The organism is Lactobacillus sp. UMNPBX1, assembly GCF_002554085.1.
Taxonomy (GTDB): domain Bacteria; phylum Bacillota; class Bacilli; order Lactobacillales; family Lactobacillaceae; genus Lactobacillus; species Lactobacillus crispatus.
On sequence record NZ_PCZI01000005.1, the window covers coordinates 1 to 22486 of the forward strand.

General features: G+C 36.3%; 19 protein-coding genes, 2 tRNA genes and 1 other annotated feature. Of the genes, 4 read left to right on the forward strand and 17 right to left on the reverse strand.

Annotated features, from left to right (window positions below; translation table 11 throughout):
- Window positions 1-52 precede the first annotated feature (52 nt).
- The 6 genes from CP352_RS04025 to CP352_RS04050 form a co-directional block, all read right to left on the reverse strand.
- On the reverse strand, window positions 53-304 hold the full coding sequence (locus tag CP352_RS04025; protein WP_089143501.1) for a helix-turn-helix domain-containing protein: 252 nt from the start codon (window positions 302-304) through the stop codon (window positions 53-55).
- Window positions 305-989: 685 nt separating this feature from the next.
- The gene (locus CP352_RS11290) at window positions 990-1127 is read right to left on the reverse strand and encodes a hypothetical protein (protein ID WP_223876007.1); all 138 of its coding nucleotides are present in this window, start codon (window positions 1125-1127) and stop codon (window positions 990-992) included.
- Window positions 1128-1241: 114 nt separating this feature from the next.
- Window positions 1242-1583: a type II toxin-antitoxin system HicB family antitoxin gene (locus CP352_RS04035; RefSeq protein WP_061205067.1), complete on the reverse strand. Its 342-nt coding sequence runs from the start codon at window positions 1581-1583 to the stop codon at window positions 1242-1244.
- Window positions 1570-1830 carry a type II toxin-antitoxin system HicA family toxin gene (locus tag CP352_RS04040; RefSeq protein ID WP_068813839.1) on the reverse strand — a complete coding sequence of 87 codons (261 nt, stop codon included), beginning with the start codon at window positions 1828-1830 and terminating at the stop codon, window positions 1570-1572. The genes CP352_RS04035 and CP352_RS04040 overlap by 14 nt, the downstream gene beginning before the upstream one ends.
- A 131-nt stretch (window positions 1831-1961) precedes the next feature.
- The gene (purB, locus tag CP352_RS04045; RefSeq protein ID WP_061205066.1) at window positions 1962-3260 is read right to left on the reverse strand and encodes an adenylosuccinate lyase; all 1299 of its coding nucleotides are present in this window, start codon (window positions 3258-3260) and stop codon (window positions 1962-1964) included.
- A gap of 3 nt (window positions 3261-3263) precedes the next feature.
- The gene (locus CP352_RS04050; RefSeq protein WP_089143500.1) at window positions 3264-4553 is read right to left on the reverse strand and encodes an adenylosuccinate synthase; all 1290 of its coding nucleotides are present in this window, start codon (window positions 4551-4553) and stop codon (window positions 3264-3266) included.
- 197 nt (window positions 4554-4750) lie between these two features.
- Here CP352_RS04050 and CP352_RS04055 point away from each other — a divergent pair, with 197 nt between their 5' ends.
- The 3 genes from CP352_RS04055 to CP352_RS04065 all read left to right on the forward strand — a co-directional run bounded on the left by CP352_RS04055 (window position 4751) and on the right by CP352_RS04065 (window position 6096).
- On the forward strand, window positions 4751-5743 hold the full coding sequence (locus CP352_RS04055; RefSeq protein ID WP_013087027.1) for a GMP reductase: 993 nt from the start codon (window positions 4751-4753) through the stop codon (window positions 5741-5743).
- 197 nt (window positions 5744-5940) lie between these two features.
- Window positions 5941-6014 (forward strand) — tRNA-Arg (locus CP352_RS04060).
- Window positions 6015-6022: 8 nt separating this feature from the next.
- A tRNA-Pro gene (locus CP352_RS04065) sits at window positions 6023-6096 on the forward strand.
- A gap of 76 nt (window positions 6097-6172) precedes the next feature.
- Here the strand turns inward: CP352_RS04065 and CP352_RS04070 are convergent.
- A complete protein-coding gene (locus tag CP352_RS04070) occupies window positions 6173-7231 on the reverse strand; it encodes a DUF871 domain-containing protein (RefSeq protein WP_005720009.1) in 1059 nt (352 codons plus the stop codon).
- A gap of 124 nt (window positions 7232-7355) precedes the next feature.
- Window positions 7356-7605, forward strand: a binding site (T-box leader).
- A gap of 62 nt (window positions 7606-7667) precedes the next feature.
- Here CP352_RS04070 and asnA point away from each other — a divergent pair.
- Complete coding sequence (gene asnA, locus CP352_RS04075) at window positions 7668-8681, forward strand: aspartate--ammonia ligase (RefSeq protein ID WP_089143220.1); 1014 nt, start codon at window positions 7668-7670, stop codon at window positions 8679-8681.
- Window positions 8682-8745: 64 nt separating this feature from the next.
- Here the strand turns inward: asnA and CP352_RS04080 are convergent, their stop codons facing one another.
- From CP352_RS04080 to CP352_RS04125, 10 genes are all read right to left on the reverse strand, one after another.
- Window positions 8746-10137, reverse strand: coding sequence for an APC family permease (locus CP352_RS04080; RefSeq protein WP_089143219.1), 1392 nt, complete (start codon window positions 10135-10137; stop codon window positions 8746-8748).
- A gap of 12 nt (window positions 10138-10149) precedes the next feature.
- Window positions 10150-10878, reverse strand: coding sequence for a gamma-glutamyl-gamma-aminobutyrate hydrolase family protein (locus tag CP352_RS04085; protein ID WP_005723688.1), 729 nt, complete (start codon window positions 10876-10878; stop codon window positions 10150-10152).
- A 106-nt stretch (window positions 10879-10984) separates the two neighbouring features.
- Window positions 10985-12085, reverse strand: coding sequence for a hypothetical protein (locus CP352_RS04090; protein WP_057726674.1), 1101 nt, complete (start codon window positions 12083-12085; stop codon window positions 10985-10987).
- A 61-nt stretch (window positions 12086-12146) separates the two neighbouring features.
- Window positions 12147-13520 (reverse strand): amino acid permease, encoded by a 1374-nt coding sequence (locus CP352_RS04095; RefSeq protein ID WP_089145714.1) that lies wholly within the window; start codon window positions 13518-13520, stop codon window positions 12147-12149.
- A 72-nt stretch (window positions 13521-13592) separates the two neighbouring features.
- Entirely contained in the window at window positions 13593-14942 is a 1350-nt protein-coding gene (locus tag CP352_RS04100; protein WP_005721860.1) for an amino acid permease, read from the reverse strand.
- Window positions 14943-15104: 162 nt separating this feature from the next.
- On the reverse strand, window positions 15105-15737 hold the full coding sequence (gene lepB / locus CP352_RS04105; RefSeq protein WP_061205060.1) for a signal peptidase I: 633 nt from the start codon (window positions 15735-15737) through the stop codon (window positions 15105-15107).
- 86 nt (window positions 15738-15823) lie between these two features.
- Complete coding sequence (locus tag CP352_RS04110) at window positions 15824-17410, reverse strand: ABC transporter ATP-binding protein (RefSeq protein WP_065990215.1); 1587 nt, start codon at window positions 17408-17410, stop codon at window positions 15824-15826.
- A gap of 371 nt (window positions 17411-17781) precedes the next feature.
- Entirely contained in the window at window positions 17782-19902 is a 2121-nt protein-coding gene (locus CP352_RS04115) for an ATP-dependent Clp protease ATP-binding subunit (protein WP_089143217.1), read from the reverse strand.
- 329 nt (window positions 19903-20231) lie between these two features.
- On the reverse strand, window positions 20232-21122 hold the full coding sequence (locus CP352_RS04120; RefSeq protein WP_089143216.1) for an alpha/beta hydrolase: 891 nt from the start codon (window positions 21120-21122) through the stop codon (window positions 20232-20234).
- Window positions 21103-22410, reverse strand: coding sequence for a PTS sugar transporter subunit IIC (locus CP352_RS04125; protein WP_089143215.1), 1308 nt, complete (start codon window positions 22408-22410; stop codon window positions 21103-21105). The genes CP352_RS04120 and CP352_RS04125 overlap by 20 nt, the downstream gene beginning before the upstream one ends.
- Window positions 22411-22486: the final 76 nt, after the last annotated feature.

Sequence of the window (22486 nt, forward strand, 5' to 3'; positions counted from 1 at the left end):
TTAAAAAATCAATTTACGAGAAAGATCTATTTACACAAAAGATTTGACAGTTTCAACTTTCTCGTAAAATATCTATATAATAATCATATTTTGATTGTTGCATTTCTTTTTCCATCATCGAAAAAAATTCAGAAGTCTTTATATCATGTAATCTTAAAATTGCCACTAGGTCACAAGCTTTTATTTCAAACTCTCCTCGTTCAATTTTGGAATAATATGATTTAGTTAGTACATCCCCAGACATTTTTTCTTGACTAAGGCCCAGCATTTTTCTAATTTGTTTTAATCCTTCTGCAATTTTCATAATTTATCCTCCAACTATTAACTACTCACTCTATGCAATAATCAGCACTTTAAAATTAATTCTCGAATTTAGTTAAACTATAATTTATCAGATTTAAAATATTCTAGTAAAACTTTTTATTTAGTTAAATGTACTTCTATAGAAGAACTATAAGAAACAAAAATGACATATTTACTCTTTATTTTTATTGTGAAGCAGATTAAAGTTACGAATATTACTAGCATGCTTTAATACTCCAATACGTCAGCTTTTAAAACAGATAATTAGGCATACATCCAACATAAAAAATGAAGGCATATAGTTAATTCAAAGTATAAGTATGCCACATATTACAATATAAATACTCAAATCATTTTAATTATCTTATACCCTTCTTCATAGATTCGCTTAACTAAAATATCAAGAATCATAAGTATTCTAAAAAAATGTCATTAAGTTTAGTTTTAATTATCAATACCTAACTTAATGACATTTGATTTTTCCAAACGCTTTTTTACTATTTTTTTGCTTGCATGAATCGTTTTCTAGTGATGTATTTGATTGATTTAACGTATTGCCCCTTGTGTTGAATTGAAATATATTGGCCTGATGAATCGTAGACGCCAACCTTCTTCAACAATAAATTCTTTTTTGTCTTAGGATTATACGCCTTCACATTGTAATATCGCTGTGTGTCTTTATCTACTTAAGCATAGCTTTTTTCCTGGGAAATGAATGGATTTAACCGATTGGTATAGGAATTATGAAATGATAGAACACAAACAACTCCCATTGCCAGCACTAAAGCGATTAAAAATGCGGTTTTAACAGTACCTTTATTCATAATACTCACCTTCATCATTCAAATATTGTTATACTTAAATAGTACACTAATTCAATGAATTTAGCAATTGTTTTCATGAAAAAACGCTTGGAAAAATTCCAAACGTTTTTCAATCTAAGCTAACAATCTTTTTATAGCTTCTTCCACACTAGCATTTAATGATTGGTGCTTTGCTGCGGCATAATTAGCTAATTTTTCATGCAATGATGGATCGATGCGCACATTAAAGTTACCTTTAAAGGGCTTCTCTGGCGTAATTCCGTCCTCCTTACAACTTGCTAAATAATCATCAACAGCACCCTGAAAATCCTTCTCTAATTCATCTATTGTGTTACCTTCGTAAGAAATAAGACTCTTAATTCCTTGAACCTTACCAAAGAGAATCTTATCTTCCAAGGTATACTCAATAGAGCCTTCATAACCCTTATATTTCATATATTGATTAGTTTTTTTCATTTTTATTCATCTCTTTAACTTTATCTTGGATTTGTTTAATTTGGTATGGTAATAGTTCTTTTCTAGGATGTGGTTTATGAAGAATGATCCGATCACTGCCCTTTTTAAAAATAATTCTAGATCCACTCGTTTTTCCTTTATTATCGAGTTGATAATCTAGTTCATGCAATAGTGTTTTAGCATCTTTAAAGTCAAACGTTCTTGGATGACTATATAACTTTATTAATAGCTTTTCTAATTTACTCACGTTATCCTCACTTAAGTATATAATATAATATATCATTTGTAACTAAATTTGCAACTAAGACAAATTATACCTAATTCGCTAAATTCACGCTACTAAAAAAGCGCTTGGAAAATTCCAAACGTTTCTCTCTTCTAATCATCCAAGCCAAGCTTCTTAAAGATATCATCAACATGACGCAAATGATAGTGATAATCAAATGCATCATCAATATCTTCCTTGGATAGGTAATTCATAATTTCACTGTTTTCAACCAACGGCTTAAACTGCTTTTGCTCATTCCATGATTTAGCAGTTAGCTTCTGTACCATATCATAAGCTTTTTCACGAGATAGACCTGCTTCATCGATCAACTTAAGCAATACTCGTTGAGAGTAAATTAAACCGTATGTACGATCCATATTCTTAAGCATCGTTTCAGGGAATACATCTAAGTTAGTCAAAATCCGGTTGAAACGGTGCAACATGTAGTCAATTCCGATCGTCGTATCAGGCAAGATAACCCGCTCTGCACTAGAGTGTGAAATATCACGTTCATGCCATAACGCTACATCCTCGTATGCTGTAACGACGTGACCACGCATTACCCGCGCCATTCCACAAAGGTTTTCTGAGCCAATTGGGTTACGCTTGTGTGGCATTGCAGATGATCCCTTTTGGCCAGCACGGAAATGTTCCTCAACTTCATGAATTTCACTGCGCTGCAAGCCACGAATTTCTGTCGCCCAATTTTCAATACTAGTAGCAATCAATGCTAATGTCGCAATGTATTCTGCATGCAAATCACGAGGCAATACTTGACTAGTAATTGGCTGTTGTGTCAAACCTAATTGCTTCATTACGCTAGTTTCAACTGCAGGTGGAACATTAGCAAAAGTACCAACAGCACCCGAAATTTTGCCAGATTCAACGCCTTTTGCGGCATGTTCAAATCGTTCAATATCACGATTAATTTCTGCGTACCAGCGAGCAATCTTGAGACCAAATGTAGTTGGTTCAGCCTGAACGCCATGTGTACGTCCCATTTCTACTGTGTACTTATACTTTTTAGCCTTTTCTGCAATAGTTGCTTTTAATTCGTGCAGATCTTTTCTGATAATCTCATCAGCTTGTTTAAGTAAGTAGCCTTGAGCAGTATCAACCACATCAGTTGAAGTCAAACCAAAGTGCACCCATTTTTTCTCAGGGCCAAGGCTTTCAGACACAGTTCTAGTAAAAGCAACCACGTCATGGTGGGTTACTTGTTCAAGCTCAGCCACACGCTCTGCAGTAAAGCTGGCATTCTTAGCAATCTTCTCCGCATCTGCTTCTGGCACTTCACCGAGTTCTGCCCAAGCCTTTGTTGCGGCAATTTCTACTTCAAGCCAAGCTGCATATTTATTTTCGTCTGTCCAAATTTTCCCCATTTCTGGGCGAGTATAACGTTCAAGCATAAATTACATTTCCCATGGATTCTTCAAAACAATAGTTTGTTCACGATCTGGACCAACTGAAACAGTTACCAAAGGAATGCCAACCAACTCTGAAACGCGGTTCAAGAATTTCTTAGCATTTTCTGGAAGAGCGTCCCAAGTCTTAACTTGAGTAATATCTTCATCCCAAGCTGGAAGTTCTTCATATACAGGCTTACATCTGTATAATTCCTTCAAACTTGCTGGATAATAATCAATCTTTTCACCATCAAGTTCATATGCAGTACAAATCTTGATCTTGTCAAAGCCTGAAAATACATCAAGCAAGTTCAAGCTAAGGCCATTGATACCAGCAACACGCTTTGAGTGACGCAATGCAACGGAGTCAAACCAACCAACACGACGTGGACGACCAGTAACAGTACCATATTCATGAGCAGTTTCACGAATACGGTCACCAACTTCATCAAGCAATTCAGTTGGGAAAGGACCAGCACCAACACGAGTAGTGTAAGCCTTGCAGACACCAATTACAGTATCAAGACGATTAGCACCTATACCAATACCTGAACAAATACCACCAGAAATAGTATTAGATGAGGTTACAAATGGATAAGTACCTTCATCAATATCAAGCATCACACCTTGCGCACCTTCAAATAAAACTTTCTTATTTTGGTCAAGTGCATCATTCACTAAGACAGAAGTATCAGTTACATACTTCTTCATTCTTTGACCATATTCATAGTATTTATCAAAAATGTCTTCAAATTTAAGTGCTGGCTTACCATAAACCTTAGTAAATAATTCATTCTTTACTTCAAGGTTAGCACGCAATTTTTCTTCAAAGGTGTCTTTTTCAAGCAAATCACAAACGCGGATTCCAATTCTTGAAGCCTTGTCCATGTAAGTTGGTCCAATACCATTCTTAGTAGTACCAATCTTGTTAGCCCCCTTAGCTTCTTCTTGATATTCATCTTGCTTAATATCATAAGGCATAATGATGTGGGCACGATTAGAAATTCTCAAGCCACTAGTATCAATGCCACTCTTTTCAAGATTTTCTAATTCGCCAAACATTACTTCTGGATTGATTACGACACCATTACCAATAACTGTATTGTCCTTGGCTGCAAAAATACCAGAAGGAATTAAACGCATCTTGAAAGTTTGACCATTAATATCAATAGTATGACCTGCGTTGTTACCACCATTTGAACGAACTGCAACTGCAGCATCCTTACTCAAAAAGTCAGTAATCTTTCCCTTACCTTCATCGCCCCATTGGCTTCCTACGACTGCGACTGCTGTCATTTAAAATTCACCTCATAAAAATCTCTATAAATATTACGTATGCTAGTCTAGCAATTAATTTACAAATAATCAATATAAAATCCGAATTATTTTATTTTTAAATTATTTCATAGTTCGATTTTTATATTGACAAACACAAATTATTCCCATATAGTATGTCTCGGTCAACAAACAAGATTAAAGGGAGCAGTTTTAAAATGAGTAACTACTTTAGTATGGAAGCCTTTGACTATGATGATATCCAACTTGTACCTAATAAGGGTATCATCAAAAGCCGTCGTGATGCAGATACCAGTGTCAAGTTCGGAAACCGAACATTTAAAATACCGGTTGTTCCTGCCAATATGGAAAGTGTCATTGATGATAACCTCGCTATTTGGCTAGCCCAAAACGATTATTATTACGTAATGCATCGTTTTGAACCCGAAAAGAGAATTCCCTTCATCAAAATGATGCATCAAAAAGGATTATTTGCATCTATTTCAGTTGGCATTAAAGACAGTGAATATGATTTTATTGATGAATTAGTCAAGGAAAACCTTAAACCAGAATATATTACTATTGATGTAGCTCATGGTCACTCCGTTTACGTGATTAAGATGATCAAGTATATTAAGGAAAAATTACCTGATTCATTTTTAACAGCGGGCAATATTGCTACGCCAGAAGCCGTACGTGAACTCGAAAATGCAGGCGCCGACGCAACCAAGGTTGGTGTGGGACCTGGTAAAGCATGTATTACGAAATTGAAGACTGGCTTTGGTACTGGTGGTTGGCAATTAGCCGCATTAAGAATGTGCAGTAAATCTGCTTCTAAGCCATTAATTGCCGACGGTGGGATTCGTCATAACGGCGATATCGCTAAGTCAATTCGTTTTGGCGCTACCATGGTTATGATTGGTTCAATGCTGGCCGGTCATGAAGAATCACCTGGTAATGTAATCAAAATTAATGGTAAAACTTACAAGCAATACTGGGGCTCAGCCTCTGAGGTTCAAAAAGGTGCTTACAAAAATGTAGAAGGTAAGCAAATGTTAGTGCCATACCGTGGCTCAATTAAGGATACTTTAAAAGAAATGAAGGAAGACTTGCAGTCATCCATCTCATACGCTGGTGGTCGCGATCTTAATTCCATTAAGTTAGTCGACTACGTAATCGTTAAAGACAATATTTTTGATGGTGATAAGTAATTTTAATAAAATTTTTGCATTTTTATTATTTTCCTGTTAAGAATATTACGATAATATAGTATTATCTATCTTTTTTCGATAGAATAATATAGGTCGAGTTATTGTAGGGTAGTCAATAACTCGGCTTTTTTTGATTATTTTTTAAAAACGATTGGACAGAGTTTTAAATTGTGTTATACTAGTTGTCGTTGATGAATGCGCCCTTAGCGCAACTGGATAGAGTGTCTGACTACGAATCAGAAGGTTGAAGGTTCAAATCCTTCAGGGCGCACTTAAAAACGGGAAATGGCTCAGTTTGGTAGAGCACCTGGTTTGGGACCAGGGGGTCGCAGGTTCGAATCCTGTTTTCCCGATAAGTTAACCGCATTTCATTGAAGTGCGGTTTTTTTGTGTAAAAAAATAAGTATTTCCTCGGAAATACTTATCATGCTATGCCCCTTTAGTAGCTCGTCTAAAGATAATCTGTGTATCTGAATCTACATATTTCAATAACGGTAAATCGTAATCCTTAACCTGGGCCAAAACATTTACTTTCTCATTGCATGGCAAATCGCGTTTAGTAATCTCGATTTCGCCTTCATAACGCGGATACAAATGATTATCAATCGTCACGCTGCCAGTTGGTCTAGCATAAATATTATCTTGCGGCTCTGTTGACAAAAACATCTTTTTTCTGCTTTCCTTTAAGCGAACTACGTCACGCGCCACATCTGGACGATTATGCCAATCATTGCCAAACAATTCTGGTATATCAGTATCTAAATGCAGTGTAATTGCACCCTGTTTTTGATAATTAGTAATCGATTCAATTGCATCCCTCGTAAGTTGCGGATCTCCCACAAAAATGTGATCGCAATCATAATCTTTCAATTCTAAGATCGCAGCTAATGGGTTTTCATATCGCTGCTTCTCCAACGTTGGCAATCCTGCAAAAATTGGTCCACGCAATTTGCCATTTCCTGAAATAAAGGCTGCTGTTTTCAAACCATATTGCTTAAGCCACTCATTCTTCTTTTGCATCCAGTGTGCATCAAGACCTGTTTCAGGACGTGGGTAGAAGTTATGTCCTGCTGTTAATTTTTCAAAATTTGCATTACTATAACGCAGATCATCAATATTTTGTTGCGTAATAATGCTGGCATTTAGAACTATCGGCATTTCTTTGGACAACTTGGCAATAATATCAGTAGAAAATCCATGATCTACTCTAAGACCAGTTAGACTCAAACTTTTAATTTGCTCAACACTATTGACATTAATACCCAAATCTTGCAGATCATCTGCCGTGACATCTGCAATAATTTTCAAGTCTAGTTTTTGACACCAATTAGTTAAGTCCGCCAGCCGATTTAAAATCGTCTCACTATCAGTATCAGGTACAGCTAGCTGAGTAAAAACGCAGGTAAATCCACTATTGCGCATCGTCAGCAAATAATTGTAATTCTCGGACGTCAAATCGTGTCCTAGATAAACAGAAAATCCTAACATTCTTATTCCTCTAAAATTAATTAATTTCTTTTATTATCTATAACTTAAACGCTTTCCTAAATATATTACTACATTTTTTGCTTGCTTTTTTCTAAAAAATAATGTTAAATACATATAAACAAATTAAAAAGCGATGAAAAAGACGAGTAAATAATCTAATTCTTCCCAGTGAATTAGTGCTAGTGTGAAACTAATAGACCCTGGATTATTGAAAAACACTTTTAGCAGCTCACCGAAACAACAATTCTTAGAGTAGGTTGAGACGTCTCCGGTACGTTACCACGCCGGTGGAGCATGATAGTGCTTCATGAGTCGGTCTATTAAAATATAGACAATGTGGGTGGTACCGCGGAAAAAAGCCTTTCGTCCCTGTTTTTTTTTAGGGAGCGAAGGGCTTTTTCTTTGCTCTAAGTACATTAGAAAGAGGACTTATATTATGACACTTATTTTACCTAAAGATTATCACCCAACATTAACTGTGCGCGACACTGAAGCTGCGATTGTATTTATTCGTGAAACCTTCCAAGATAAATTGGCAGAAATTCTCGGTTTACAAAGAATGTCAGCTCCAATGTTTGTTGAAAAAAAGACCGGCTTAAACGACAACTTAAATGGTGTTGAACGTCCCGTTGCCTTTGACATGAAGGCAATGCCTAAAGAAGATACTATCGAAGTAGTTCACTCATTGGCTAAATGGAAGAGATTGGCTTTGAAACGCTATGGTTTCGGAATGCATGAAGGACTTTACACCAACATGAACGCCATCCGCCGGGACGAAGATCTTGATAACTTCCACTCTATCTATGTTGACCAATGGGACTGGGAAAAGATTATTAGTAAACAAGAACGCAACACCGACACACTTGAAGTTACTGTGATGAACATTTTTAAGGCAATTAAGGCAACTGAAAAGCTGGTTGCTGCACGCTACCCAGGCTCTACTTATCGCCTAGCTGATCACGTTTCATTTATTACTACTCAAGAATTAGAAGATCGCTGGCCTGATCTTTCTCCAGAAGAGCGTGAAGATAAGATTGCTAAAGAAGAAAAAGCCGTCTTTATTATGAAAATTGGTGACAAGTTAAAGCGTAGTGGTAAACCACACGATGGCCGTGCACCAGACTACGATGATTGGCAATTAAACGGTGACTTAGTCTTCTGGTACGAACCTTTACAAAGTAAGCTCGAAATTTCTTCAATGGGTATCCGTGTTAGTGAGGAAAGCTTACGTGAACAACTAAAGAAGGCACATTGCGAAGATCGCGAAAAATTGCCATTCCACCAAATGCTTTTGAAGGGTGAATTACCTTATTCAATCGGCGGCGGAATCGGTCAATCTCGTCTCTGTATGTTGCTGTTAGGTAAGGCTCACATTGGTGAAGTACAAGCTTCTATTTGGCCAGAAGATATGGTTGAGGCTTGTGAAGCTGACGATATTAAGTTGCTGTAATTTTAAGATTTTTTTACATACCAAAAAAGATCCTGCAAAATGTAGGATCTTTTTTCTATTGATTTTATTTCCGTTCTCTTCTAGAAATCCAAGCCATAATGAGTGGCAACAATACAAAGCCAAAGACCATCATCGCAATGGCATACCAGTTAACACCGATAACTTGCCCTGCTGCGTTTACTACACCAAATTGTGCCTTCCAGTTATATTCAACTAACAAGAAGATCACAATCACAACAGATAAAATTGGCACAATAACATCAGTCATAACGCTCTTATTAGCCTTTAAGATATCTTCTTTTGCCTTACCACGGTAAAATTGAATAACTGCTAGAGGTACCACGATGAAACCTAAGAATCTAACCATCGCGCTCAAAGTAATCAAGTTGACCATATTGTATTCAAAGGCCATCGGAATCAAAATTGCCAAGCCAACAGAGATAAAGAAAGTTCTAATTGGGAAGTTATTCTTAGTTCTCTTAGTTAAAGCTTGTGACATCTGACCCTCTCGAGCCATAGCTTCCAGAATACGTGGAGCATTAAAGCTGGAAGCTACGTTGATCCCAAACATTGAAACCAAGGCACCAACTAAGATCACATCACGTAAGATTTCATTATTAAAAATAGCCGCAATCGCTACAACTTGCTTAGTCGTCATTAAAGCGCGTGGATTAAGTACCATCGCTACCGCTACAACGCCGATATAGACAACCGCAATAATTAAGATTGCCAATGGAATTGCTCGTGGCAAGTTCTTTTCAGGGTTCTTCATATCTTCTGAACCAGAAGCTACTGATTCAAAGCCGGTAAAGGCATAGAAGGCTGAAACAATTGCCATGACAAAGGTAGTTGTAGTTAAAGTTGGCACAATTTTCTGACCATTCTGAGTCAATTGATCTACTTGTCCTAGGTTGCTTGATGCACCAGTAGTAATTAACAAAACTACTCCAGCAATAATAATTAACACCAATGCAGCCAACTTACCTATCGTGGCTAAATTCATTACATACTTAACTACTTTTTGACCAAACAAGTTGATCACGGTAATAATTGCCATCAAGATCAAAAAGCCAATTGTGACATTTATTGCCTTATTGGGATTTCCGCCAAAAATTGAAATAGTTGACTTAATTACCCCAACAGCCATTACGCCCCAAGCTACACTGGCTGAGAAGTAACGCAGAACTCCCATATAAAAGCCAATTTTTTTACCAAAAGCGGCCTTGGAATAAGCATAGGCAGCACCAGATTTAGTGACATACTTTGAAGCTGCCGCAAACGAAATGGCCAGAATCGCTGCAAAAATTGCCGCAATTAAATATACAACTAAGGCTTTACTACCGGCTTGTTGTACTACACTACCAGGTGTTAAAAAAATACCCGAACCAATAATGGCATTAATTGCTAATAGTACAATTGACCAAAAGCCTAATTTATCTCCTGTTTTTTCATTCATCTATTTGCTTCCTTACTTTGCATTATCAACAACAAACTTAAATAAGTTATTCATAAACGCTACATCGGAATTACGGTGCAACATTTCAGGGTGCCACTGCACGGCAATGACATTACCTTTTTTATTTTCAAGTCCTTCAACCACACCATCAGGAGCTGTTGCCACTGCTTTTAAATCTGGTGCAACGTCTTTAATTAATTGATGGTGGAAAGAATTAACGCGAAATTCAGTTTTACCCAAAATTTCAGCCAATTTACTATCAGCTTCCACTTCCATACTATGAGTAGGCAAAGTTGGCGTATGACCTTGCATGTGTTTCAAAGTAAGTTCTTTTCTGTATGAAAGATCTTGGTAAAGCGTACCGCCATGAGCCACATTAATAATTTGAGCACCACGACAAATGCCGAGTACCGGAATACCATTTTCTTCTGCTAACTTTAACAAGCGCATATCAAAATGATCGCGTTCAGGCCAAGTAGCACCAATCTTTTGCATTGGTTCTTCGCCATAAAAACGTGGATCAACATCATGACCGCCAGATAAGATCAAACCTTGAACATGATTAAGCTGTTCACGAATCACCTCATCATTTTCAGTAAATGGAATAATGTAAGGCACACCACCATTTTGAACTACTGAATCTACATAGTCTTCGTTCACATAACTACGATGATAACCAGGGAAAATTCCTCCATCGTCAATAATTACAGAACCTGAGATACCGATAATTGGTTTTGTCATTTATGCTCCTCCTTTTGCTTACTTTTTGTATGTAATATTATAGAGAATTTCTTTGAAAAAGTACAATATTAGATTTGAATTGAATACGATAATTTTTGAATATTTCTTATTCTAGTCCCTGCTCAAAGCGATACTGCCGTAATACATATTCCTTGAAAAACGGTAAAGTAAAGGCCACTTCACCATAATTAGTAGATTTGATAACTTGATCATCTAACAAGCGTCTACGATAGTTAGCAACAAAATTGCTTGGACGGTTTAACCTTTCATGAATTTCTTTAATTGAAACACAATGTTTTGGGCTCTGAGCCATAGCTAAAACAAATTTTCGGTCTTGCTTTGACAAACTACTAAGTACTTTGGTATAAACATTTTGCTTTAGCACCAATAAGTACTCTGATTTAATACATTCTAAAGTGTTTTGATCTATTACCTTACTTTTTTTAGCAGCTTTCAAAACTAAATAACCTAGCAACTGAAAGGCATATGAATAGCCCATTGTCATCAACGCCATTTTTTCAAGAATTTTTTTCGACACTTGATAACCTGATTCTTTAAAAACTTTACTATAGCTAGCTTCAACCTGTGAGAGATTCAATGCTGATAAAGCTATTCGCTTTCCACGTAGTAAGAATGAAGTTATATTTTCGTTTTTCAATTCAGAGATATTTTCAGAAAGACCAGCTATCATTAAGGCTATAGGATAACCCTGCCGATTTAATAATTGATAACATCTTGCAAAATCTTTCAACTCCTGACATAGTTTTACTTCGTCTAAGGTAATCAACACTTTAACGTCATTTTTTCTTACTTCATCAAACATGTTCGTTAAAATATCTTGATATGTTAACTTACTAATGTCTGTAGAAAGCGATAATCCAAAATTAGAGAAATTTAGTCCTTCAATAGATTTAAATGATTTTTTTAGTTTTGAATCTGCATTCAGATATAAGCTATTAATAAAAGAAGGCAACAACTTCATCCCCATGGCCAAATTAACAACAATCCAATCTGGATATGCACTAATCTTTCTGTCCATTGCTGTCAAAAAGACAGTTTTGCCTATTCCACGCATTCCATAAACAATCGAAATTGTATATGAACTATTTAAATTCTCTATTCCTTGAGACACATCAGCAATTAGTTTTTTTCGCTGCAAATACACTGCTGGAATTCGGCCAAAGCTAGGATTAAACGGATTATCCATATTTTGTCCCCAATCATTTTCTTATCAAAAAAGCAGCAGGCTTCTTACCTACTACTCAATTTTATTTATCTTTTTGATGCTTAACCACATAAATCAGTGCCGCAATAATCAACACTGCTGCACCAACTGCAACAGAAATTTGCGTTTCTGGATTAATAAACATAAAGATTACAATCACAACCAACATGATTAAAGCAAAATAGTTGGAATATGGATATAGTGGCAATTTAAACGGATGATTCTTCATCAAATCAGGGTTCTTTTTTCTAAAACGCAACTCTGCTAGTAAAATCACAAACCATGCAACCATCCCTGGCAAAACAGATGAACTATAAACAATAACAAAAACATTAGCTAGTGATTTATTCAAAAATTGTGCCAAAACATTAAGCATGAAACCAATAAAGATCCCACTAGTAATTCCAATGATCGCATGACTAGGCACGATTCTCTTAGATACGTGACCAAAAGTCTTCGGTGCTTCACCTTCGTGTGCCAATTTATACAACATTCGACTTGATGAATAAATTCCTGAGTTTGCACCGGACAAAGCTGCAGTCAAAACTACAAAGTTAATTACTGAAGCTGCCGCGGTAATTCCCACCTTGGCAAAGGTCGTTACAAACGGTGAGCCAATGCTATCTAATTTATTCCATGGATAAATTGTGACAATCACAAAAATTGCCCCAACATAAAAGATCAAAATCCGCCACAATACTGACTTCACGCTTTTAACAATGGCCTTATGCGGATCAGATACTTCACCAGCTGAAATCCCAATTAGCTCAATTCCTTCATAAGAACCAACAATAATGGCCATTGAGAAAAAGAAGCCCTTGAGACCACCAGTGAAGAAGCCGCCATGACTCCACAGGTTAGAAAAGCCTACTGGATGACCGCCATTACCAAAGCCAAATAGAATTACCGCAAAGCCAAGCAAAATCATTAAGATAATCGTTACAACCTTGATCATGGCAAACCAGAATTCCAAGGTTGCATAAGCTTTCGCACTAGCTAAGTTAGCCACCAGCAAAAATAAAATAATAATTACGCCGGCAGCCCAATCAGAGGTGCCTTTCCACCAAAAGCGCAAATACTCTGTTGTTGCCACCACCTCAGAAATTCCGACAACAATGTATTGAAACACGTTTGCCCATTCGGCTAAATAGCCGGCAATTGGATGCACATGCTCTGAAGCATAGTCTGCAAAAGAACCAGTACCTGGATCAACATAAAGCATCTCACCTAATGCCCGCATTACGATATACAAAATAACCCCAACAAAAATATAAGCTAGCAGTACTGAAGGACCGGTCCACTTAATGGTTGAGCTAGCCCCCATGAATAGTCCAACACCAATTGCTCCTCCAAGTGAGATCATTTCCATCTGTCCGGCTGTCATCGACCGCTTTAATTCAGGTGCTTTCTTCGCCATTTCCAACTTCCTTTCTTTAGCATCTGTAAAAATTTCCTAGGAAATATATCTATTCTCATTTATCTTTAATCACTATACCTTATCATTTTTTCGAACAAAACTGTAGCTGATCGCTAAAAAGATTGCAAATAAAATCGAAATAATCAAAGCCAGCTGCGTTGATTTGATAAAGAATAATAAGATTAAAATACCAATGTAAAAGGCAAGCGTAAGCCAGCTAGTTACTGGGTAGCCCGGCATTTTAAAGCTGCCTAAATTCTGCTTATTCTGTTTGCGATAAACAATATGTGCTGCCATAATCATGATCCAAACAATCACAAAACAAATCGTTGAAACAGTTGAGACAACGGAGAATATTTCTGCTGGCATTAAATAGTTTAAGGCAACTACTACAAATAAAATTAATGAAGAGGTCATCAAAGCGTTCATTGGAATTGCTTTTTTGGTCAATTCACCTAGTCTTTTAGGTGCATGGCCGTTACGTGCTAATGAATAAAGTGATCGACTAGTTGAAAAGATTGCACTATTAGTCGCTGACATAGCTGCAGTCAAAACGACAAAATTTAAAATCCCTGCAGCCGCTGTAACACCGATGCCGGTAAAGACCTGGACAAAGGGACTTGAAGTAGTTGTAATGTGATTCCATGGATAAACAGACATAATTGCCAACATTGAGCCCACATAAAAAAGGCCGATTCTAACTGGCAAAGTGTTAATTGCCTTAGGAATATCCTTTTGCGGATTAGCTGTTTCACTAGCAGTTTGACCTACAATTTCTACCCCAACAAAGGCAAAAACAACCATTTGAAATGATAAAAGAAAGCCCCAAATCCCAGTTGGGAAAAAGCCACCATGATTAACTAAATTAGTTAGTGAAACATAACCGCCCTTTACATGCGTATGAAGTAACAACATTACAGCACCGGTAATGATTAAGACTACAATTGCCATTACCTTAATCATTGAGAACCAACTTTCCAGTTCACCAAATAATCCGACATTTACCATGTTAATCAACATCAATAAGATCACAATTACTAAAGGGCCAACCCATTGCGGTAGCCACGGAAACCAGTATCTTAAATAAATTCCTGTCGCAGTCAAATCAGCCATAGCTAAACTAAGCCAGCAAGCCCAGTACATCCAGCCCGCTACAAATTCGGCACGCTTACCTAAATATTTTTTGATTGATTCTAAAAATGAATGACTATCAGGATCGGCTAAAATAAGCTCTCCTAAAGCACGCATCATAAAAAAGGTGATAATCCCTACGATTAAGTACGACAAAATAATTGAAGGGCCAGCACTATGAATGGCTGAACCAGAACCTAAGAATAGGCCAGTACCAATGGCTCCCCCTATTGCAATCATTGTTACGTGACGACTCTTAAGCCCGCGTTTTAATCTCGGCTTCTCATCCATAATTACTCGCACCTTCCTCAAAATAAAAAATGGAGCGGCATGTTTTTTAAATGAAACATGTTGCTCCATCAAGTTTGCTTTTTTTGAATTATATAGTCTTATGCCAATTCATGCAATTATTTTTTATCTAAAAAAGATATTCCCTTAGGAATATCTTCATTATTAGTAAACTTTAAATTGGTTCAACGGCCAGTAACGTACTTTAACTACGCCAACGATACTACTACGCTTAATGGTTCCGATATAACGGCTATCCTTAGAAACGCTCCGGTGATCACCCATTACGAAATATGTTCCTTTCGGAATGCGCCCAGTATCCTGCACATATTTAATCTGCGCTCTAGTAAAGTATTGCTGGTAAGTCCGCGCCCGCATCAGTGACTGCATAGTAAAATTCTGAGTCTCAGAATAAAATGTATCTGAGCCATTATCAATTAACTTCGTTCCTTGTTTCAACCAAGGTTGAGCAATCTTTTTATTATTAATGTAGATTTGATTATTTTTGCTGACGATTTTTTCACCAGGCAAACCAATAACACGCTTAATGTACAAAGCACCTGGTTCATCTGGGGCTTTAACAATGACCACTTCACCACGTTTGATTTGTGCATGACGTTCCGCAATCAATCGATCACCATTTTGAAAGGTTGGTTGCATTGATGGACCAGACACCGTATCGTTGCTCAAAACGAAGTGGAAGAGCAACATATAAACGCCAAATAAAATACCCCAGATAATTAAGATATCTAGGAAAAACTTACCCCATGATTCTTTTTCTTCTTTTTTTTCAGCCATAATTTTCTCCATTTTGTCTTTTTTCACAGTTTACAACTTTATGAAGAAATTGCCAAATCAATAGGAAGCTAGAGCAACTGGGCTACTTAATTAGTCAACTCTAAAATTTGCCCATATTTTTGCTTATACTCGTCACTTAAATTATGCTCAATGTCGATTACAGTACCTTTGAAATCAACAATTAACTGAAATATAGTCTGCATACTTTGATGATCTAATCCCGACAAGGCCTCATCTAATAATAAAATTGTCTTCTTTCTTAATAATGCACGAGCTAATTCAATTTTACGCTTTTCACCTCCAGAAAGATGGACTCCATTCTCACCTAATCTAGTATCCAGTCCTTCTGTTGAGGCAAATTTATCCAATTCAACCTTTCGTAAGATTGCAATCATGTCTTCATCAGAGAAATCTTCGCCTAATGTCAAATTAAAGCGCAAGCTTTTTGAAAAAATAAACGTATCTTGACTAATGATACCAGTTTGATGCTTCAACTCATTATCATTTAACTTAGAATTAACTAGAATTTCTCCTGAAAAGAGTGGTATTTCATTTAATAAAGTTTTGAAAATTGTTGACTTTCCCACACCAGATGGTCCCTCAATCATCACATGACTATTACCTTTAACAGCAAAATTAATATCTTTTATCAATGCATGATCATACCCAAAACTAGCGTGATCAAATTCAAGTAAAAGATCCTTAGATAGATTTTGATAAGTTAAATTATTAATTTGCTGCTGCTTAGATTTATCAATCTCTGCTTCCAAAAGTGGAGTGGACGAATTAATCTGATTCAAGAACTGAACAGAACTCAAAATAGGACTCGTTACCCTATCGGCTGCCAAATATAGCGAAATAAAGGCACCAACTGTGATTTGACCATTCATAATAAACAACACACTAACTAATAGGGCAATAATTGTTGAAATCACATAAGTGGTATTTGATAATAAACGTGAAGTTTCTTGATGCAAGTTCATTTTAAAATACGCATTTTCTTCTTGCTTAAGCGAATGTGTAATTAGCTTTTGCATCTTAGCTGTAACGCCATAATTATTAATCAGATGAAAACCTTTAACTCCTTCCGAAACTTCTAAGTTATACTTCTTATATTTAGCGGACCACTTCTTGGTTCCCTTTTCTAGCCATTTTTTAGTAAGCCTGGGAACAACCGTTGGTAAAAAACCACAAACAAGGTAAACCAATGCTACCCAAGAATTAATATAAAGAATATAGATTAAAGTGATCAATGCTTGCTCAAAGCAATAAATTACCATTACTACCGCATTGATAAACTGATTTTCAATTTGCTTTACATCTACATCTATAAAGGAAATTACTTTCGATTCATCGCGATTATCACTGGCAGTAATAAACTTATCATAAGCATCTGCACGCAATTTGGTATTAGCAACTTGAATAATTTTTAAATTAAAATATTGCCAAAACCAAAAAGCAATATTAGTAAATGTCATTGCCACAAAGAAAAGTGCAATAACTAACCAAACTCGATTAAATTGACGTTTTGTTAAAATATTCGTAAGAATTCCCATAACGGCGGGGGAAATAATGCCATCTAAGCCAGTAAAACCGCTAGCTATAACTAAGCCTAGCCACAAAGATGAGTGCCCTTTAAAAATATCTCGAAGATATATAAATTTTTGCTTCATAATTATTCCTCATTGAAGATCTTTTTTAATCATATTCAATACCGCTTCTTAAGTAGTTACTTACAAATCAAAATGAATTCCTTAAAAGAGCTTCTTTATTATCGTCTAAACAAAGATAATGAAGAATTAATTTTGTTTATAGTTTCCTTACCTGAGGTACTTAATCTGCCTAAAGTATCTCATAATTTTTCTGAACTTTTTCACCGAATTAAGAGCTTATAATTATCTTATTTTTTATATTTTTATAATACTCTTATTTTAATTTCAGATCAAACAACTTTGCAGAAATGCAAAACTAATTCAATTTCTGCACAAAAAGAGGATATTCCCTAGGAAATATCCTCTTTTTCTTTATTAACTATTAATTAATCTTATTTTTTATCTTCGGCTTTAGTTTTGTCTTCCTTAATTTTTTCTTCAATCTTTGGAGAAATATCGAAGATTGCTTCACCGTTTAAGTACAAGTGCTTGTCATCTGCAGTGAATTCAAGCTTCTTAGTTTCAGGTTTTCTCAGGATCAACTTAGCAGCTGGAGTTTCAAGATTTTGTTCAACTACTCTTCTAAGTGGACGAGCACCGAACTTCTTGTCGTAGCCCTTTTCTGCCAAGAATGCCTTAGCTTCGTCTGAAACTTCTACCGTTACACCCTTCTTAGCAAGAACATGAGACATCTTCTTCAAGTAAATGTTGATGATCTTGCCCATGTCTTGTTCAGTAAGTGAGTTGAATGGAACGATTGCGTCCAAACGGTTCAAGAATTCAGGTCTGAAGTAGTTTTCAAGGGCTGAGATTAACTTGTCTTGGTCAACCTTGCCATCTTCAAGCAACTTGTCTGAGAAGCCGGCGTTTGAAGTCATAATCAAGATAGTATCCTTGAATGAAACAGTTCTACCTTGTGCGTCAGTCAAACGACCGTCATCCATAATTTGCAATAATGCGTTGAAGACTTGTGGGTTAGCTTTTTCAATCTCATCAAATAAAATCAATGAGTATGGTTGGTGACGAACCTTTTCAGTTAATTGACCACCTTCACCGTAGCCAACATAGCCAGGTGCTGAACCGATCAACTTGTTAACTGCCATTTCGTCTTGGTATTCACTCATGTCCAAACGGATTAAGTGTTCCTTGTTACCAAATAATTGAATTGCCAATTGTTTAGCAAGTTCAGTCTTACCAACACCAGTAGGTCCAGTGAGTAAGAATGAACCAGTAGGTCTGTCGCTGTCTTTGAAGATTTGCTTACGAGCAATAGCGTCAGTAATTACATCGATAGCTCTGTCTTGATCAATAACATTCTTCTTAAGTTTCTTAGCTAAGTCCAAGTTCTTTTGAGCTTCATCAGCGTGGAGTTCACTCATTGGGATCTTAGTCTTTTGTTCAATAATTGCGTAGATGTCTTTTTCAGTTACTTCTGGAGTATTCTTAGAATCTACATTCTTAAGTTGTTTCTCAAGTTCAGCAATCTTACTCTTAATTTCTGAAGCCTTGTCGTAATCCTCTGCCTTAGCAGCTTCAGTCTTCTTAGCTTCAAGAGCTGAGATTTGGTTCTTTAAGCTCTTTTCATCAGTTGGTTGTACAAGCAATGCCTTCTTAGCACCAGCTTCATCCATCAAGTCGATAGCCTTGTCTGGTAAGTAACGGCCTTGAATGTATCTTTCTGATAATTCAACAGCTAATTTAAGACTGTCGTCACTGTATTTTACGTGGTGGTAGTCTTCGTACTTCTTCTTTAAGCCTTCCAAAATCTTAACAGCTACATCAGTAGATGGTTCTGGAACTTGAACAGCTTGGAATCTACGTGATAAAGCTGGATCTTTTTCAATTCTTTGGAATTCACTAGTAGTAGTAGCACCAATTAACTTCAATTGACCACTTGCCAAAGCTGGCTTCAAGATGTTAGCTGCATCCCCATTGTTGTTTTCTGAATCAGTAGAACCAGCACCAACGATGTTGTGAATTTCATCGATGAATAAAACAATGTTAGGATCGCTCTTGGCCTTATCGATAACCTTCTTTAATCTTTCTTCAAAGCTACCACGAAGACTTGAACCAGCAACCATGTCATTAATATTTACTGAAATGATATGCATGTTAGCCATTTTAGCTGGTACATTGCCTGAAGCAATTCTTTCAGCTAAGCCTTCTACAATAGAAGTCTTACCAACACCAGCAGGTCCGATTAAAACAGGATTATTCTTCTTACGTCTTGAAAGAATTTCAATTACGTTATCAATCTGTTCGTCACGGCCAATTACTGGGTCAAATTTATTGTTCTTAGCTTCCTCAACTAAGTCAACACCAATTGGCTTTTCATTGGGTTGTTGTGGGTTCTGTTGAATTGTTTGTGGTGCAGCACCCATGCTGCTGGAGTAGTTAATTGGAATTGAACCTGAATTGCCCTTGCTATTTCTTCTAGTGCCGAAGTCGTCATTAAAGAATGAGCTATTCAATTCGTTAAATAAGTTATCAAAATCATTGTTAAAGTATGCCATATGTGCAACACTCCCTATCTCAAATTTACGTCTTTAGCACTCTAAGCTACTGAGTGCTAACTCATTACATTTAATAGTATAGCATGTTATCCACAGATTGCAAGCTAAAAATCAAAAGTTTTCCACATCTTCTTTATTTTTTGTGATTTTTATTAAAAAAGCGCCACAAATGCTGTAATATAAACATTTGTAGTGCTTCACAAATTCTAAAAAATTTCTTAAGATGGGCAAAAATTGATGATTATTTTGCTTAAAACTGTTTAATTTTAAGGAAGTTTTCCACAGATAAGAATAAGTTTATTACTATAAACTATTTCTGCCTACCTCTATTATTGCCCTTTTGCTTGTCCAGTATTTTGCGGTTCGCTCAACTTTCTCGGCTCAAGCAAATACTGTTTAATTACTTTGATTACCTGCTTATTCTGAGGTAAATCCGAGTGATCCGCTTCTACACCCGTTACTGTCATTGCAGTATAGCTCTTGACTTGATTCTGAAAAATATATTTTCCGGCTGCTACGCTAGCTTCTGGTACAATTCCATCAGACTCATAATTTTTTCCACCAGATAAGGAATAAACAATCAAGTTTTTCGGTAGTTTATCTTTGTTCTTGATAAAGGTTTCTAGCATTTGCGTTTTATGATTAATATTTTTTTCACCAAAATTATATGGCGTTCCTAGCGTCATCAGACGTTTGATTTTAATTTCATCAGAATAGTAACAGTAGTAATGTTCTAACCAATAGGTCCAGATCAAGCCACCGTTAGAATGCCCAAAGGCTTTAAAATTATTAAACTTATAGCTCTCTGATAAGGCATAAAAGGCTTGATCAAACCAGCTGGCTTGCTTCTTAATATTGCTATAACCATCGTGATTATTTTCAAAACCGACAATAATGAAAGGTTCGTTGTCGTTTTTATTGATTTTGCCTGAATATGATAGCGTTCCATTCGTTGAAACTTTAATTTTAAGCACGCTATGCTTAGTCGGTGTGTTCTGATTTAGCTGCTTCACTAATTGATTAAAACGTTCAGTTGTTGCACTAGAGCCTGGAATCATAATTACTGGCGACAAAAGTGATTTGCGTCTTTCAGCTCTAGCGTGGTTATCAGCCTTCATCCAAAAATAACCTGGAATAGCCAAAGCTACTAATAAGACTAAGACGATTGCCAACCATTTAAAATTAGGATTTTGAACTAAATTAATCATTCTTTTCTTCATAATCCTTTAGTCCCCTTTCAAGTCGCAAACCTAATTTCATAGTTGGAATAAACATTATTATATCTAAAATGAATAACAAAATAGAAAATACCAAGTTGCTCCAGTCACCATTAGAACCAAAGAAAGAGACCAAAATTCCTGGTGTCCCACTTAAAACGGGGTAAGCACAAGGTTGAATTAAATGGCAAAAAATTGCTCCAGCGGCTAGTAGAATATTAATAATTGGAATAATCACAATCGCCGGCAGTAACAATGGATTTAAAATAATCGGCATCCCGACCATCATGCCTCCAGTTGAGCCAAAAGCTGCTGGAAGCAGGTTAACCTTGGCAATATTTTCACTATCCTTATTTTTACTATAAATTAGGATAATTACAATCATCGCTAAAACAATACTCGCACCACCCATTTCTGCATAAGGATAAAACAAAGAACTACCCAAATACTTATATGGCACATTCCAAGCACTCCCATGTTTTAAGGCAAAATTTAAGTTAGCTGCTGCTGAAATACTATTAGAAGTAGTTGACAAAGAAGCTAGAGGATAACCTATTCCCATCCAGCTAAGTAAAAAGACTGGGATAGTCAGTAAAGCTATTAACAAAATATTATTTGATTCCTGTATTTGAGTAACTAGGCCTTTAAAAGTACTAGAATTCAAAAATTTGATTTGAAATTCATAAATTATAATCCCCAGAACTATCCCACAAAAAATTGCAAATATTGTCGGGATAAACGCATTCCAGGCTCTTTCCTTAATTCTAGCGGCATGTTCAAAATCGACTGGCTTGTGTTCCTTTCCTAGCCAATGAAAAATTTGCCCTACACCATAGCCAATTAACAAGGCCAGCAAGACAGCATTAATTTTTAAAACACTGGAAGAAAATGGTGAATGATCGCTGGCATTATTAGCTAAATTATTGGCATAAGCACAAAACATGATAACGATGACAGCCGTCATCCCGGCCATGGTTGAATCTTTACGGTATAAACGCGCAGTATAACGTGCCGCAAAATAAGCCGCATAAATACCAAATAAGCCGAAGGTTACCCGAACCATCCCCCGACTGACAAATGCTCCCGCATACCAAAAACGATCTGGCAAAGTGATATCAAAATTAAAAATATTGTAAATAAAACTATCGGGCGAAAAAAAGGCATCTCTGAACAACTTAAAATATGCCCCAATTACCGCGATCGGCATCAGCATAACCAACGTTCGCTGAAAAATTCTAAAGATTGCCAATCTTCTTAGTTTAAGAAAGATATTTGTGATTCTGTTTACCATGGTATTTCCTTTACCTATTTATTATAAATATGATTGAATAAAGTTAATTAAAACAATTATTAATTATACATCTATA